General features: G+C 70.3%; 3 protein-coding genes (1 of these 3 cut by a window edge). All 3 read right to left on the minus strand.

Translation table 11 applies throughout. The features are described 5' to 3' along the window. Tightly spaced (each overlapping or abutting the next), the 3 genes in view from DFR74_RS17570 to DFR74_RS17580 form a layout consistent with a single transcriptional unit that may run on beyond the window. On the minus strand, positions 1-1,968 hold the full coding sequence (locus tag DFR74_RS17570; protein ID WP_067510810.1) for an acyltransferase domain-containing protein: 1,968 nt from the start codon (positions 1,966-1,968) through the stop codon (positions 1-3). Further along, complete coding sequence (locus tag DFR74_RS17575; RefSeq protein WP_067510811.1) at positions 1,965-14,678, minus strand: SDR family NAD(P)-dependent oxidoreductase; 12,714 nt, start codon at positions 14,676-14,678, stop codon at positions 1,965-1,967. The genes DFR74_RS17570 and DFR74_RS17575 overlap by 4 nt, the downstream gene beginning before the upstream one ends. Beyond that, positions 14,675-17,613 carry the 3' portion of a type I polyketide synthase gene (locus tag DFR74_RS17580; protein WP_170160772.1) on the minus strand. Its footprint extends 19,954 nt past the window's final position, so 2,939 of the gene's 22,893 nt are visible here — the last part of the coding sequence; the start codon falls outside the window, past its right edge — the gene reads right to left on this strand; the stop codon is at positions 14,675-14,677. Before DFR74_RS17580 ends, DFR74_RS17575 begins: the two co-directional genes overlap by 4 nt.

Consider the following 17,613-nt stretch of genomic DNA (forward strand, 5'->3'; position numbering starts at 1 on the left):
TCAGGCGGGTGTTCGTGCGGTGCGTAGTGCGGTGAGGGCGTCGGTGACGGCGGCGGCGAGCCGCGCGCGCTGCTCGGTCAGGTAGAAGTGGCCGCCGGGCAGCAGCCGGCTGGACCGCGCGCCGGGCAGCACATCGCGCCAGGCGTCGAGTTGGGTGCGGGTGACGGTGGGGTCGTCCGTGCCGCCGAAGAGGTGAGCGGGACAGTGCGGCGGCGGTAGCGGCATGAATCGGTAGTCGTCGTAGATCTCGAAATCGGTACGCAGGGCGGGCAGGAACAGCGACATCACTTCGGGGCTGTCGCGCACCTCCGCGGGGATTCCGTCGTAATGCGCGATGGCCGAGAGGAATTCGTCGTCGGCGAGCGTGGACAAGCGGCCCGGACGCGGGAGATGTGGTGCGGCCGAACCCGACAGGAACAGGGCGTGCGGGGGCGTCCGGCGCGCGACCTCGTAGGCGGTGAGCGCGCCCAGGCTGTGCCCGAAGAACGCGCAGGGGAGGTCGAACAGGTCGCCGGTCGCGCTCAGCCCGGCGGCCACCAGATCGGCGAAGCGGCGGATCGGCGCGCCGTCGCCCGTCCTTCTGCGGGCGGGCAATTCGACGATGATCAGTTCGGCCCAGTCGGGCAGCAGATCCCGCCACGGCGCGTACGCGGCCGCTCTGCCGCCGGCGAAAGGCCAGCAGACGAGGCGGACCTCCGGAGTTCCCAGGGGTTTCCGGTGCAGGCGCAGACCGTCGCGGTTGCCCTCCTGGCCACCGGGTATCGCGCGCCTGTTCGCGGCGGGCTCGAACGCCTCGGATGTCGGGAACGACTCGACTGTCGCCGAAGATGCACAAGGTCCGCGTGTCGCTGACCGCGATGCCGGGCCGCCGGGCGCAGCGTCCGGAAGTGCGGAGCGAGCATCGAGGGAACCGGCGACGGACATGGGCTGCGGTACCACGCCCCGGTCCGCCACCGGAGAGCCAGGACCTGGTGGGAACTTCGCCGCTGCCCCCAGCTGCCAGGGCTCCCCGACAGGAGCGGCCATCCCCTGCACACCGAGTCCGCCGCCTGCCACACCGCGCGGGAGTGTGCTCAGGTCAGTCACTTTCGAAATCGCTGTGACCGGAGTTCCGATCGCACCGAAGAACTTCGACAACGGGCTGGAGGGGCCGATCTCGCAGATCTCGCCACCGGTGGCGGTGAGCACGCGCATGTTGTCCGTCCAGCGGACCGGAGCGCTGATCTGGCGCACCAAGTGGTCCACCAGGGTCTCCGGGCGATGGAACTGCCCGGTGTAGTTGGAGGTGACCACGGTTGCCCGGTCCGGACGCAACCGTGGGACGCAGTCCGCCAGATGGGCGGCGAATTCCGGCTCGATGGCGCTCATGAGACGGGAGTGGAACGGCGCGCTCACCCGCAGCGGAACGAACCGCAGCGCGGGCAGCCGTTCGGCGAGCAGGCCGCGGGCGGCGGTGACGGACTCGGCGGTGCCGCTGATCACGACCTGGTCGGGTGAGTTGTCGTTGGCGATCTCGGCGCCCGCCGCAGTGACCAGCTCCGCCGCGTCCGTGGCCGCGATACCGGGGAGAATCAGCGCGGCCATCGCGCCCTCTCCCTCCGGCACGGCCCGCTGCATGAGCCTGCCCCGGGTGCGGACCAACCGAACCGCGTCCGCGAGGTCGAGCACGCCCGCCGCGACCAGCGCGGTGTACTCACCCAGGCTGTGTCCACCGAAAGCTGCTGGGCGCAGACCGGTTTCGGCGACAGCGACCCGATACGCGGCGATCTGCATGGTCAGGACGCACGGCTGGGTGTACTCGGTGCGGTGCAGGCGCGGATCCCGCTCGGCGCAGATCGCGTAGAGGTCTTCGCCCACCGCATCACTCGCCTCCGCGAACACCGCTCGCGTCGCGGGGAACTCGGCGTAGAAATCGACGCCCATGCCCGTGCGCTGCGCACCCTGCCCGGGGAACACCACCACCGTCATCGCGCCACCTCCACGGGTGCGGGCAGGTATCCGACCTCGGCGCAGTGCGCGAGGTACACGCGCACCAGATCGGCAACGGGCGGACACGTGATCCCCGCCGCCCCGAGTACGCGCCGCGTGTACGTCGAATCCGCGTAGGAACTCTCCTCGTAGTGGATGGTGCCGAACAGCTCGATGCCGTACTTGAACATCTCCAACGTCTGGCTGTCGTAGGTCTCCTCGGTCCCGCGCCTGCGGATGCGGCGCTCGGTGGCCTCGCGGTGGAACTGTTCCAGCGCAACGAGTTCCACGTCGTAGCCGGCGTCGCGCACGTACTGCACCACGTCGTAGTAGCGACGGATGTCGGGGTTGGTGAGGTGGTAGGTCTCCCGATAGGTGGGGCGCCGCAACGCGATGTGCACAATGGCGGCGGTGACGTAGTCGACCGGGGTGATGTCCCAGTGCACCGGTGTGAGCATGGTGCGCCCGGTCTCGATCATCGTCTTGAGGATGTCGTAGTAGGCGCCCTTCACGCTGACCTCGGAGAAGGGGTAGCGCCCGGTCACGCTGTCGCCCATGATGTTTCCCGGCCGCACGATGTCCCAGAGCAGTCCGCGCGCGCTCGCGGCGCGGATGAGTTTCTCCGACTCGTACTTCGTCCGCTGGTAGGGCAGGTGGTCGTAGCCCTGGCCCAGCTCCAGATCCCGTTCGGTGAACGGCGGATTGTTGAAGTTCAGCCGGTCGCCGAGGGCGCTGAAACTGGAGACGTAGACCAGGTACTTGCCCCGGCTGCCGAGCGCGAAATCGACCGCGCGCCTGGTCCCTTCGACGTTGATCGGCGCGAGGGCGTCGTAAAAGGTGACCAGCGTGGTGCGTCCGGCGGCGTGGATGGTCAGATCGGTGCTCTCGGCGAGATGCCGCCAGGTGTTCTCGTCCAGGCCGAAGCGGTCCTCGGACACATCGCCCAACACGGCGGTCACCCGCCGCGCGAAGGCCTCGTCCAGCGTGCCGCCGGGGTCGTAGGTGCTCAGGAAGTGTTTGATGCGGCCGGTGGCGGTGTCGACCGAGGTGCCGCGCACCAGGCAGGTGATCCGGACGGTGCTGGTGGCCAGCAAGTCGTGCAGCAACTTTCCGCCGAGCACGCCCGTGACGCCGGTGACGAAGACGGACTCCACCGGGACCGGGGCGTCGAGCGTGAGCGTTTCGACCGACTCGACTGGTGCGGTGGTCTCGCTCGCTGCCGACGGCGCGGGTGCCGCCGCCGTATCGCCCACGATGATGCCCTCGTCCACCAGGTGGTCGGCGAGCGACCGGATCGTCGGATACGCGTCGGTCGCCTCCGCGGGGATCTTCACGCCGTGCGACTTCATCAGCCGGTTCACCATGCGCACGGTCGCCACGGAGTCGAATCCGAAGTCGAGGAACTCGGCGTCCACGTCGAGGTCGGTGATCTCGGATTTCGTGATGTCGGCGAAGATTTCGCGGATCTCCTCGCGCAGGCGGACGCGGAGGTCGGTGGTGTCGGGCGCCGCCGTGCCTGATCCGTGCGTGGAATGCGACTGCCTGACAACCTCATTCGAAGACGGCGCCGGATTCACACCGTTCGCAGGCGCCGAGGCATGTCCGTTCGTGGTGCTCACCGGGACCGCTCGCGTCTCGGCGCTGGGCACCGCGCGAGAGTGAATGATGCTGGTGGACAGCGGCCTCGATGCCTCGGGTCGCGCGGGCCGGCGGTAATCCTCCGGCACGATCCAGTGCCGGGTGCGGGCGAAGGGATACGTGGGCAGACCGACAATGCGCCCGAAGGGCCGCTCGGACAACTCTTCCCAGGGCACGGTCCAGCCCGACGCCCACAGTTCGGCGACGCCCGGCAGATTGCCCGAGCGCAGCAGCGCGCGCACATGCGCACGGTCGGCCTCGGATTCGCCGGGCAGTTCGTCCACATCGCGGTGCGTGCGCGCCACGCCGCGGAACACCGCCAGACCCGCCGCGGCTTGGTCGGCGGCGGCGTCCTCGAGCAACCGGACGAGTTCGGCGGTGTCGGCCGCGACGACGGCTAGGCGATGGGTGAACGCTTCGCGCCCCACCGCGAGGGTCCACGCGACATCCGCCAGCGGGAGCGGGTGCTCCCGCAACCGGGTCGACAGACGCACGATCGCCTCGCGCAGACGGGTCGCGTCCCGCGCGGACAGCACGACGATGTGCGCGGATTCCTCGGGAACAGAGGATGATTCGCGCGGCTCGGGTGCGTCGGTCAGGACCACGTGGGCGTTCGATCCCCCCGCACCGAACGAGCTGACGGCGGTGATCCGCGGGCTCCCGTCGGCCGGGCGCAGCCACGGCGTGGGCTCGCGCACAACGCGGAACGGCGTCGACGCGAAGTCGATGGCCGGGTTCGGCGGGTCGCCGTGCAGGTTCGGCGCCATCGTGTCGGCGCGCAGTTGCAGCAGGGCCTTCACCACGCCGGCCGCGCCCGCCGCCGCTTCCAGATGTCCCACCGACGATTTCGCCGATCCGATCCCGCAGCGCGCGCCGCCGGCACCCGACAGGCCGAAAGCGCGGGTGAGGGCGGCGATCTCGATCGGATCGCCCAACGCAGTGCCGGTGCCGTGCGCCTCGACGTAGCCGATGTCGCGCGGGTCGACGCCGGCCTGGTCGAGCGCGCGGCCGATCACGGTCGCCTGGGCGGCCGGATTCGGCACCGTGAACCCGTTGGTGTGGCCGCCGTGGTTGATCGCGCTGCCGCGGATCACCCCGTAGATGCGGTCGCCGTCGGCCCGCGCGTGCCGCAGCGGCTTCAGGACCAGCGTCACCACGCCCTCGCCGGGGACATACCCGTCGCCGCCGGCACCGAAGGTGCGGCACCGGCCGTCGGTGGACGCCCATCTACCGTAGCCGAGCAGCAGGTATTTGCCCGGATGGATCGACACGTTCACCCCGCCCGCCAGCGCGTAGGCCGATTCGCCGCGCCGCAGGCTCTCGCAGGCCAGGTGCAGTGCGGTCAGCGACGCCGAGCACGCGGTGTCGACCGCGAGGCTCGGCCCCGTGAATCCCAAGTGATACGAGACGCGGTTGGCCACCGCGAAATAGCCGGAGATCGGCACGCCCACGAACGCCTGGTACTCGGCGTAGCCGACCCCGGCGAACACCCCGGCGTCGGCCAGTCCGCGAGCCCGCGCGCTCGCGCGCAGCCGCTCCGGCGGGTAGCCGGCGTCTTCCAGTGCGGCCCAGGATGTTTCGAGGAACAGGCGCTGCTGGGGATCCATCTCCTCGGCGTCCCTCGGCGTGATGCCGAAGAACTTCGCGTCGAACTTGTCGACGTCGTCGAGGAATCCGCCCCACCGCGCATAAGTGGTGCCCGGCTCGTCGGGATCCTCGGACAGGAACTCCCGGTGGTCCCACCGCTCCGGCGGCACCTCCACGATGCAATCGCGCCCGGCCACCAGATTCGCCCAGAACTCCTCGATATCACCGGCCTGTGGGAACTTCCCCGCCATCCCGATCACCGCGATCGCGTCGGCGTCGGGGTGGACTCCGTCGGTGCGGGCGGGCGACACCTCCCCCATCACGTCCGTGTCCTGTGCCGAGTACACCCGCACCACGCTCGCGGAATCATTCGACCGCCCGGCGACAGTGTCGGCAGCGGCGTCCAGTTCGGCGCTGACGACCGTACCCCGTCCCGGTGTGGTCGCCGACAGGGATGCGCTCGCGATGCCCGGCGCACCGAGAGATCCGGCGTCGACCACACCTGCTCCCGGCGAGACCGCGTTCGGCACGGTTGCCGCAGCGGCTGCGCCGGTCGAGTTCCCCATCACGCCAGGCGCCTGCGAAGCACCCGCCGACGCCTCCAACTCACTGTCCGGTTGGAGCGCGACAACAGCCGCGTCCGGCGCCACACTCATCGCCCGGGTCGCGCGGACTCGGTCCGGGTATTCCTCGGCCAGGTAGCCCGCCAGATCGCGCACCGTCCGGTAGTCGAAGAACAGCGTGCTCGGCAGCGGGCCGAAATGGTCCTGCATGCGGTCGGTCATGGCGCTGATGAGCACGGAGTCGATGCCGAAGTCCGACAGCGGGATCCGGGTGCGGATCCGCGCGGGCTCCAAGCGGCAGTGCGCGGCGAGCAACGACTTCAGATAGGTCTCGGCGACCGCCCGCAGGGATTCCGCGCCGGAGGGCTGCACCTGTTCCGGGTTGGGTTGGGCATCGAGTGTCGTGGGTTCAGCGGGTGCTCCACCCGCCGCCGAGAAGTCCTGCGTCCCGAGTTCTCCAGGACTCCCGCTCGGGGATCCCGGCTCTGCGGTCGCACGGGCGGCGCGATAGCCCCGCGTCTGTCCGTGTGGTTCAGGGGCCACTACGCCTTCCGCGCGGGCATCCCGCATCCGAGTTTCGGCGAGCTGCCCATTCACCGCACTGGGGGCCGCCGGGGACTCCTGCGCGCCACGCTGTTCAGGAATGCCGGCGCGACCGGTGGGCGCTCCACCTTCGTGAGCCGCCTGTGCCGTCGGCGGTGCGACCGCGTCCGGGGCCCAGCACCGTTGCCTGTCGAATCGGTAGCCGGGCAGGTGAATTCGACGCACGCGGGGATCGGACCAGGCTGCAAGACGCACGTCCGCTCCGGTGACCCACTGGCGGGCTGCGGCTTCCGGGTCGGTGTGGAGTTCCGGGGCACCCGATTGCCGCGCCTCGTCCACCTCACCGACGAAGACTCCGGCAGGTTCGGCACCCACCGCCGCGGCGGCGAGCCGCGACAGCAGGGTGGCGCGCGAGTCGGCCACCACCGCGAGCCGGAACTCGAAGCGGGCCCGGCCCACCGCCAAGGTGTGGGCGACATCGCCCAGTCGCTCTTCGGGATTGCGGTCCAGGTGCGCGTGCAGTGCCGCCGCCGCCCGGCGCAGGCTCTCCGGGCTGCGCGCCGACAGCACCACGGTGTGCGGTCCCGGCGGGCCGGGCTCGGTGGGTGCGTCGGCGGGTGGTGCCGACACCACGAGATGGGCGTTCGTACCGCTGAATCCGAAGGAGCTGATGGCCGCGGTCCGCAGCCCCTCGGGCCAGGGCCGCAGTGCGGTGTTCACTACGAACGGCGAATTATCCAGTCCCAGACGCGGATTCACGGTCTGTACGTGCAGTGTGGGCGGGATGAGTCCGGCGCGCAGGCCGAGCAGCACTTTGAACAGGCTCGCCATGCCCGCGGCGTGCGAGGCGTGACCGATGTTCGACTTCACCGAGCCGATCGGGATCGCGGGGCCGGTGTGCCCGGCGAACGCGGCGGTCAGCGCTTCCACCTCGATCGGGTCCCCGAGCCGGGTGCCGGTGCCGTGCGCCTCGATGTAGCCGATCGAGGAGGGATCGATGCCGTTGCGGCGGTACACCTCTCGGTGCAGCTCGGTCTGGGATCGCACGCTCGGTGCGGTGATGCCATTGGTGCGGCCGTCGTGGTTCACACCGATTCCGCGAATCACCCCGTGTATCCGGTCACCGTCGCGTCGCGCCGCCGCCAGCGATTTCAGGACCACCGCGCCGACGCCCTCGGCGATGACGAACCCGTCGGCGTCGGCGTCGAAGGTCGCGCACCTCCCCTGGCGCGACAGCATGCCCATAGAAGACGCCAGCAGGTGGTATTCCGGCGTCACGAACACCGCGACCCCGCCCGCCAGCGCGAGCTCCGATTCCCCCGACGCGATGCTGCGGCACGCCTGGTGCACGGCGACCAGGGCCGATGAGCACGCGGTGTCGAGGCCGAAACACGGCCCGGTGAGGTCGAGATGGTACGCGACGCGCGCGGGCAGGATAGCCGGGCTGTTCCCCGTGAACGCGTGGTGCGAGCCGACGCCGACCTGATCCCGCAACAGCGTCGCGTAATCCGATCCGGGCGATCCGGCGAACACGCCGCATCGCTTGCGTCGCAACGACGTCGGATCTATCGCGGCGTCCTCCAGCGCCAACCAGCTGTGCTCCAGGAACAGCCGCTGCTGCGGATCCATGTGGTCCGCTTCGGCGGGCACGATATCGAAGAAGCCGGGATCGAAACGATCGACGTCGTCCAGGAATCCGCCCCACCGGGAGTAGGTCTTGCCCGGCGCCGGCGCCCCCGGCCGATAGTGCTCGCCCAGCGACCACCGCGACCGAGGCACCTCTATCACCGAATCCACACCCGATTCGAGGTTGTGCCAGAACTCCTCGAGATCCGCGGCGCCGGGGAATCGCCCGGACATCCCGATGATCGCGATGTCGGTGCGGGAGTCGGCGACACCGTGCGCGGGCTCGGCATTCGTGTTCGCGTCCACATGCTCGCGCCGGTCGGTGGTGGTTGGAGAATCGGCCTGCGCACCTGGCCGGCCGTCGGAACCTCCAGCGGATTCCGCCGCTGATTCGAGCCCCGGCTCCCTCCCGTACGCGTGCTCACGATGGACGCTCCCCTCCACACGTGCGCGCGTATCGGCTCTGCGGCCCAGAGGAGCCTCCGGACCCGTTTCGGCATCAAAGTGCCGTGCGAACACGCGCGCCGGGCCAGCGGGTAGACCGGCATCCGCGGCAACGCGCGCCACAGTGCGATCGGCCGGCGACTCGGCACTCGGTTCCGCGACACGCGAACCGTCCCGTGGCCCGGCAACAATAGTTGAACTCGAAACTGTTGGGCGCGCGCCGGATTCAATCACGGTCGCACCGAGTGGGCGGGCACCGTCGGCAAACATCCGCCCGGTCAGCTCGCGAACCGAGGGATGGTCGAACACCACTGTGGGCCGAAGCGCGGAACCGTAACGGGCGTTGAGGGTTTCGATGATCTTCACGGCGAGAATGGAGTCGACGCCGTACTCGGAGAACGGGAGATCCGGTCGAATCTCGGTGACGCGCACATCCATCGCGGCGGCCACGACGGCGACGATCTCGCGTTCGAGGCTGCCGGCAACGGCACCGGGCACCGACTCTGGCTGACCGGCGAATCCGCGCCCCAGCCCCTCGCGATCGACGTCGGCCACGGTTGTCACCGCGGACGCGCTCGCGAATCCCACAACACCTCCGCTGTTTTCGCCGACGACCGTCGCCGGCGACGCCTCCCGCGCGCCCGCCGCTTCCCTTTCGGGCGCCAGGGCCGCGAAGAGACGGAAGCCGAGGTTCGGGTCGGTGGTCAGGCCCGGCCCGTAGGCGTGCGAGTCGGTGAACCCGGCCGCCGACAGGGCCGAGCGCCAACCGCTCTCGGACAGCAGCGGCGAGTCGGGCAGGCGCAGGTGCGGGTCGGTGCAGGCGTGCCAGCCGTCCAGCAGGCCGAAGGTCAGGGCCAACGCTTCCCGGTCGGCCACGGCCTCGGTGCAGGCGAGCAGCCCGCCGGGAGCAAGCAGGAAACCCGTGTGGCGCAAGGCTGTTGCGATGTCGCGGGCTGCGTGCAGGACATTCGCGCACACCACCAGATCGGCGGAGCCGGCGGCGAATCCCTGTGCGGCGGGGTCACGTTCGATGTCCAGCACGTCGAACCGGATGCGGTCGTCACCGCCGAAGACGCGACGGCCGTGCGCCACCGGACCGGCCGACACATCCGTGTACCGATATTCGAACGGCGTGCCCGCCGCCGTCAACGCGTCCAGCACCGCGCGCGTGGTCCCACCTGTTCCCGCGCCGATCTCGAGCACGCGCAGCGGTGCGTCGACGCGTCGATCGAGCACCACCCGGGTCACCAGATCCGCGACGAGGTCGTTGGCGAAGTCGTAGGCGGGATTGCCTCGGTAGATCGCCGAAACGAGCTCGAACTCCCCGCCGGGGAACAACACTTCGGTGGCCGTGAGCTCCCCGCGCAGGACACGTGGATACGCGTCGAGGCAGGTGTCGAGCAGGCGGGCGTAAGGCTCCGTGGCCGGGAACCGCGCGAGCAGATCGGCCCGCATCCACTCCGTTCCGGGCGGCGGCCCGGCCACCACCAGGGTGTCACCCGCACGATCCGCGAGCCCGTGATCCACGAGCACGCGCACGCACCTGTCGAACAGGCGGGAGAACTTCCGCTCGATGGACAGCGTATCCAGCAGGCCCGGCAGTGGGTGTGCGCCCGGGCCGAGACCAATACGCGCCAGGGTGCCGAACAACCTCAGTGCCGCGTATCGGGCGAGTTCGAGTTCCCCTGCCTCGACGGCGATCTGGCGCCGAGCACGGTCCCCGAAGCGCCGGAGCAGGTCCTGTCGGTCGTCGAGCGCGGTGATCCAGTACCGCGTCTCCTCGAACGGATAGCCGGGGAGCGGACGACGACGCACGGGGCGGCCGAGTGCGGACCAGTCCACCTCCGCACCGCGCACCCACCGCCGGGCGACCTCCTCGGCCGGCGCCGTCGCCGCGTACACACCGGCGTCCGTGGACGCGGTGCCGGTCACCACGGCGTTCTCGTGCCCGGCGACGAATCCCGCCAGCTCGTCCGCGATCTCACTCGGCGTCCGCGCGACCATCGCGAGACGGACCGGCAGCGCGGGCCTGCCCTGTCGCAGCGTGCGGAGGGAATCGCCGAAGTCGGCCTGATCCAGATCTCGCAAGTACGGCACCATCCGCTCGGCGTATCGGCGCAAGCGCTCTTCACTGTGCGCGGAGAGCACGAAGATCTCCGGGGCGCTGACAGTTTCGGGTGTGCGGGAAAGACCGGCCCGGTCCGGCAGATACTCCGACAGCACGACGTGCGCGTTCGCGCCGCCCGCACCGAATGCGCTGATCCCGGCCCGGCGCGGCAGCGGTCGCCCGGTGTCCGGTGCGGTCCGGCGCGACGGCCACGGCTCGGCGCGATCGGGGAGCCGGAAGGGCAGCGCATCGGCATCGATCGACGGATTCAACTGTGCCGCATACAGTGTCGGCGCGATGCGCTCGTACTTCAACTGCATCAGGATGCGCACCAAGCCCGCGATCCCGGCAGCAGCCTCCAAGTGCCCTATGGCGGACTTGGTCGATCCCATGAGCCGGTTCGTCCCGACGCCCCGGCCGAAAACCGTGGCGAGTCCGGCGATTTCGATCGGATCGCCCAATTCGGTTCCGGTGCCGTGCGCCTCCAGATAGTCGATGTCTGCGGCCTCGAGGCCCGCTTCGCGCAGCGCCGCGCCGATGACCTCGGCCTGGGCTCCCGGGTGCGGCACGCTGTAGCCCGCGGTGCGGCCGCCGTGATTCACCGCGCTGCCGAGGATCACGGCGTGCACGGTGTCGCCGTCGGCGAGCGCGGCCGACAGCGGTTTGATCAGGACCGCGCCGACCCCTTCACCGGGGACGTACCCGTCCGCGCCCGCGCCGAACGGCCGGCACCGCCCACCGGACGACAGCATGCCCAGATCGCCCAGCAGCGCGAACTTGTCGGGGTGCAGCAGCAGGTTCACCCCGCCCACCAGTGCCGTGTCGCAGTCGCCCGCCAGGATCGCCCGCCGGGCCAGGTGCAGGGCGGTCAGCGACGCCGAGCACGCGGTGTCCACGGCCAGGCTCGGCCCGCGCAGACCGAGCGTGTAGGAGACGCGGTTGGCGATCGACGACGGAATCGACGCCACGGTCGCCGGCGCACCCGCGCGCGTCGAATCCACGCCCAGCAACCGGTAGTCGCTCCAGGTGACTCCGGCGAACACCCCGACTCGGCTGTCCCGGATGTGCGGGTGGCCTGGGTGATAGCCGGCGTGCTCCAGCGCCGCGTACGCCTCGCGCAGGAACAGTCGCTCCTGCGGGTCCAGCAGCGGCGCGTGCGCGGGTGGGATACGGAAGAACCGGGGGTCGAATCCGGCTACGTCACGCAGGAATCCACCTACGGGGCGTGGCTCGGCGGCCGGCCACGGGTGCGAAGCGGGCATCTCCCCGACCGCGTCGACACCGTCGCGCAGGTTGACCCAGAACTCCTCGGCGTTCTCGGCTCCCGGGAAGCGCCCGCTGAAACCGACGATGGCGAGGGATGTGTCGTCATCGGGAACGCCTGCTGTACCCGAATTCCCCTGTCGATCGCCGAGCGACGAAGCCCGGCCTCGCTCCCCGGAGTGCGACACGACGTAACCTCGCTGCGGCACATCGTCATCCGCATGCGGACTCGACGCGAGGTCCTGGTCACGCGGCGCGTCGTTGGCCATCTCCCCAGGGTCGGGATGGTGCACGGCGGGAAACAGCCTGTGCCGCAACGAGTCCGGATCGCCCCAAGCGAACGCGAGGTGCGGGCGGTTCGATGCGATCGCGGCGAGCAGCGCACGCACTCCCGTTTCGACAGGGAGCAACCCGATTCCGTTGGCGCGCAACGCATCGATCTGTGCGGCGGGAGGGCGCATTCCCGCGCCGTCCCACACCGGCCAGCCGAGGGACACGACCCGGCGCCCCGCTCCCGTGAACGTCTCGGCGAACGCATCCAAGAACCGGTTGGCGGCCGCGTAGTCGGCCTGACCCGGGTTTCCGAGCACGGCGGATACCGACGAAAACAACACCAGCAGCGGAGATTCCGGGATGGCTCGCGTCAGATGAACAGCACCGGAGAGCTTCGGAGCGAGGACGGCGCGGGCATCGTCCCGGTCCGTGGTCACGAGCAACCCATCGCGCAGGACACCCGCGGCGTGGAAGATCGCGTCGACACGGCCGAAGGTCGCACGGGCGATCGAGGCCACCCGTTCGGCGTCGGCCGCGACACTCACGTCGGCGCGGACATGGACGGCTTCCCCACCCGCCGCGGCGATATCGGCGAGCAGCGCAGCGGCGGGGGCGTCGAGGGGCCTGCGCGAGACCAACACCAAACCCGCGCCGTAGGTGCGGGCCAGCCGGAGTGCCAGTTCTCTTCCGATGCCACCGAATCCCCCGCTGATCACAGCCACCGCACCGGCGTCGAAGCGCGGGAGCGACTCCGCGGGCGAAATCTCTTGTGGCGAAATCTCTGTGGGTACCCGTACGTGCCGATACCCATCCGCGTACCGGATCTCGACGTCCGAGTCCGCTTCCTCGAGTTCGGTGGCGACAATAGCCGGGATCTGTGCCGAGTCGGCGCAGACGATGGACCGCAGCGTCGGGCGCGGCTGCTCCAAGCGCAGGGTGCGCGCGAGTCCCGAGAACAGCGCGTGGGACGCCCATCCGGCCGGTTCCTCCAGCGTAACGGCCAGCAGCAGACGGAAAGGTGCACCGTCGCGGGCGGCCGCGCGGACGAGATCACGCAACGGCAAGTAGACGTTCTCGATCGAATGGGCGGTGTCGAGATCGGGGCCGGTGGACGCGATCGCCCCGAGAGCGTGGGCGCCCCAGAGATAGACCGCCGCGTCGAAAGAGAGCCGGCGGACGGTGAGGTCGTCCAGGAGCGCACGCAGGTGGTCCGGTCGAGCCGGATCGATCACATAGCCGTCCGGCTCCGCGGCGTAGTCGGTTCCCGGGCGCACGCGTACGAGGTTCGCCGCAGGGTCGGGATAGGCCGCGGCGTCGGTGTCGAACACGAGCAGACGCGTGGGCTTGCGTGCCTCCGAGACCGGTTGGTCCCGCCGCCATTCGTAGGCGAAGGCGATCAACTCGTCCGCGCTGCCGTCGGGCACGCCCGAAGTCGTGTTCGAGCCGGCGGACGAGACTGGTTGCGACTCCGCATCATCCAGCGCGGGGTCGACGGTCGAGACGGCACCCGATCGGTAGCGCTCACCCACCTGCTCCGCCAGGTACCCGGCCAGCGCCTCGATGGTCTGGTACTCGAACAGCAGTGTCGGATAGAGCGGTTCCCCCGCGCGCGCCTCGAGCGCCGCCGTCAGCCGCAACAGGCGACCCGAGTCCAAGCCGAGTTCGTAGAAGCCGACATCGGTGGCGATCGTCGCCGGGTCCACCGCCAGCTCGGCCGCGAGCACGGCGAGGAGGTCCGCCGTAATCAGTGCCCGTGGATCACCACCCACCGCGGGTCCCGAGGGCGTAGCGGACGGCACTCGCGGTCGGTCGCCGAGTCCGGTCACCGCCCCGAGCCCGAGGATGCGGTGGATATCGGCGGCACCGCGCACTCGCTTCGAGGTGAGCCGGTACTCCACCACGGGCGCGCCACTGGGATCGTCCAGGCGCACATCGGCTTCCAGTAGGTCACCGCCGCCCGCCGCCGCGCGCACGGATGCCCGCACGAGGACTTCTTCGGGCGTGGACCCGTGCACGCGCACGTCACGGAAATGGATGGGAATGAAGGCGCTGTCGTCATCGATGCCGAGTCGCGCGGGATCGATGAACGGCACGATGGTGGACGCGTCGAGGAACGTCGGGTGCAGAACGAAAGCGCCGAGGTGGGCGCGCGCCTCCGGCCCGAGCCACAGCCGGGCGCGGACGTGATCGCCGTCCCGCGTGAATTCCCCTCGGGCGCGCATGAAGTCGCGATGTTCGATGCCCCGCGCACCGCTCTGGGCATACATCTGCTCCAGATCGCGGGGCTGTACCAACGCGGTGCCGTCGAAGGGAACCGGCGAAAATCCCGGATCATCCACGGACACCGTGCATTCGGCCACCAACTGCGCCGCCCCGCCGTCGGCGCCCACCGGACGCGACGTGATCCGCACGCTCCCGCTCGCCGTGTCGACGTGGAACTCCAAGCGGGCGGCGGCGCCCGGCGCCAGCCCGACCGGACGGTGGAACAGCGCCTCGGAGATCGTCACGCGCTCCGGGGAGTATCCGGCCGCCGCCGCCGCGCGCAGGATCAGGTCGAGATGAACTACGCCGGGCAGGATGCGCACACCGTGCACCCGGTGGTCGCGCACCACGGGATCGTCGGCGTACAGGGTGGTCGCGAAGCCCGGGAGGGCGAGGCCGGTCATGACAGCGACTCCAAGCGTAGGAATGACGCCGCGACGGGCGCGGCGCTCTCGAGCGGCGCGGGACGCGGCACCCGCTGAGCGACAAGCGATCCCGAGGGGGGACCTGTCGGCGGCTCGGCGGCCGGCTGCCCGGTGGCCGATTCCACCGGGCCCCGTGCCTCCACCGGAACATCCTCCGACGACAGTGGCGCCGTCACCGATTCCCCGCGCGGCCGATCCACCGGCACGCCGAGGGGCACGCGTGGGTCCGCCGAACCAAACGGTTCCACGGACCCGAACCCCGATGTGACCGGCACCGGTCCGGCGGACTCCGCGCGCGGCAGCAGGAAGCTCCGCTTGCGGAAGGCGGGCGCGGGCAGCGGATTGCGAACCGCGTGGTGAGCCGGAGCCTGCGCGACGATGAGATGCGCGTTGGTCCCGCCGAAACCGAAGGAACTGACCCCCGCCACGCGCGCACGCCCATCGGCCGGTGACCACGGGCTCAGTTCTCGAGTGACCCGCAGCGGCGACCCCGCGAAGGCGAAGCGCGGGTTCAGATTCGGGCAGTGCAGCGAGGGCGGCAGTGCCGCGTGATGCACAGCGAGCACGGTTTTCACCGCGCCCGCGATACCGGCCGCCGAAAGCAGGTGCCCGATATTGGTTTTCACACTGCCGACCGCGCACGGGGGCAGGTCGCGGCGCTCACCGAGCACCGTGGCGAGGGCTTTCAGTTCGATCGGGTCTCCGATCATGGTCCCGGTGCCGTGCGCCTCCACGTAGGACAGATCGTCCGGCGAGAGCCCCGCCGCCGCCAACGCCGCGGTGATCACGTCGATCTGGGCCCGCATGTTCGGCGTGGTGATCCCCATGGTGTGCCCGTCGTTGCCGACCGCCGACCCGCGCAGCACGGCGTAGATGCGGTCACCGTCGGCCACGGCGTCGTCGAGGCGTTTGAGCATCATCAGGGCCGCACCCTCACCCGGGACGAAACCGTCGGCGGTCTGGTCGAAGGTGGCGCACCGTCCGTGCGGGGACAGCACGCCCGCGGCCGCCAGTGTCACGTACGGCATCTCGTCCAGCAGTACTTCCACGCCGCCGGCCAGCGCCGCGTCCAGTTCCCCGGAGCGCAACGCCTGGCAGGCCAGGTGCACCGCCACCAGCGAGGACGAGCAGGCACTGTCCAGCACGACATTGGCGGCGTGCCAGTCGAAGTGGTCGGAGATGCGGGCCGCGATGAAGTTCTGCCCGATACCGACGATGGTGTGGCGGTCGGCGACGGGGATGCGGCCGAAGTAGTTGGCCGTGCGACTGCCCGCGTACACCCCGATCCGCCGCCCGGCCAGTTCGTCGCGGTGATAGCCCGCGTCGTGGGTGGCGAGTACCGCGGATTCGAGCAGCAGTCGTTGCAGCGGGTCCATCTGCCACGCGGCCTCGTCGGTGATGCCGAAGTAGCCGGGGTCGAAAAGGTCTATCCCGTCGACGAATCCGCCCCACTTGCTGTTGGTGGTGCCCGCTCCCCCGCCGTTCGGGCGATAGAACCGCGCGGGGTCCCAGCGCAGCGGATCGACCTCCCGCACCGGGAATCCGCCACCGGCGAGCATGCGCCAGAACGACTCCGGATCGTCGCCACCGGGCAATCGGCAGCCGATCCCGACCACGGCGATCGGCTCGGCGGCGCGACGACCGGCGTCGGACTCGAAGGTCCGGAATCGCTGGCGCCCGGTCACATTCGGGGTGGATGGCTCGGACGCACTTGGCGAACCGTTGCCGTGCTCCGTCGAACGCCCGCCGCGAAGTCCGTTCGAGCCTCCTTCCGCCGGAACCGAATTCGTCCCGTAGCGCGCTGGATAACGCTCGGTGAGCAGGGCGGCGAGGTCGTTCAGGCTGGGGTATTCGAGGACGAGCGCCGGGTCGAAGGGTTCGCCGAGGAGCTCTTCGATGCGGCGGACCGCGGAGGCGATGAGGACGGAATCGGCGCCGTACTCCTCGAAACGGCGGTCGCCCTCGAAGCGCTCCGGGGGCAATTTCAGCTCGTCGGAGAAGACGGCTACCAGATCGGCGTACGCGCCGGATGGTGTAGCGCGCGATACCGTCGGTGCGACACGGTGTTCCGAGCGGGACACGGCGGGCTGCGCGATGCGGGCGGTCCGCGCGCGCACCGGAAGGTTCAGCGGTGCACCTGTATACGGCATCGCGACCGGAAGGGTTCCGGAGCCGAGCAGCGTGTCGAGCAGGTCGAAGCCCTCGGCCGCGGTGAGGGTCGGCAGACCCGTCGCGCGGTAGGCGGTGGTCTCGGCCGCGCCGAATCCGGTGTCGCGGAACGACGGCCAGTTCACCGAACGGAACCACGGGCGGCCCGCCAGGTGCTGTGCCTCGGCGAAGCGATCCAGCCAGGCGTTGGCCATCGCGTAGTCGGAGAGACCGACCGCCAAGCTCGGCAGGACCGCCGACACCGACGAGAAGAGCACGAAGAAGTCGGGGCGGTCGGCCGCCAGTGTCTCGGCAAGCGCCCGGGTGCCCGCCAGTTTCGGCGCGAGCACGGCGTCGATGCCCGCCGCCGTCTTGCGCACGAACGCCGGACTCTCGGTGGAGACGGCGCCCGCGCAGTGCAGCACACCGCCGAACGGTCCCAATTCGGCGCGAATACCGGCGAAGAACTCCGCCAATGCCGTCGCGTCGGTGAGCGGGCCGAAGTACGTGCGCACCGTCGCCCCGCGTTCCCGCAGCCGCAGCAGTGCGCGCACCTTCTCGGCGACCGGACCCGTCTCGGTGGAGATCCGCGCCCAGTCGGATTCCGGGGGCAGCGGGTCGCGGGCCAGGATCGCCAGCCGCCGCGCGCCTCGTTCGACAAGTTCGGCGGCGAACTCGGCGCCGAGACCTCTCGTCCCACCGGTGATCACGTACGTGCGTGCGGGATCGATGACGAAACCGGGTCGTCCAGCCGTGATTTCCGTCA

This window comes from Nocardia puris, from assembly GCF_003315035.1.
Taxonomy (GTDB): Bacteria; Actinomycetota; Actinomycetes; order Mycobacteriales; family Mycobacteriaceae; genus Nocardia; species Nocardia puris.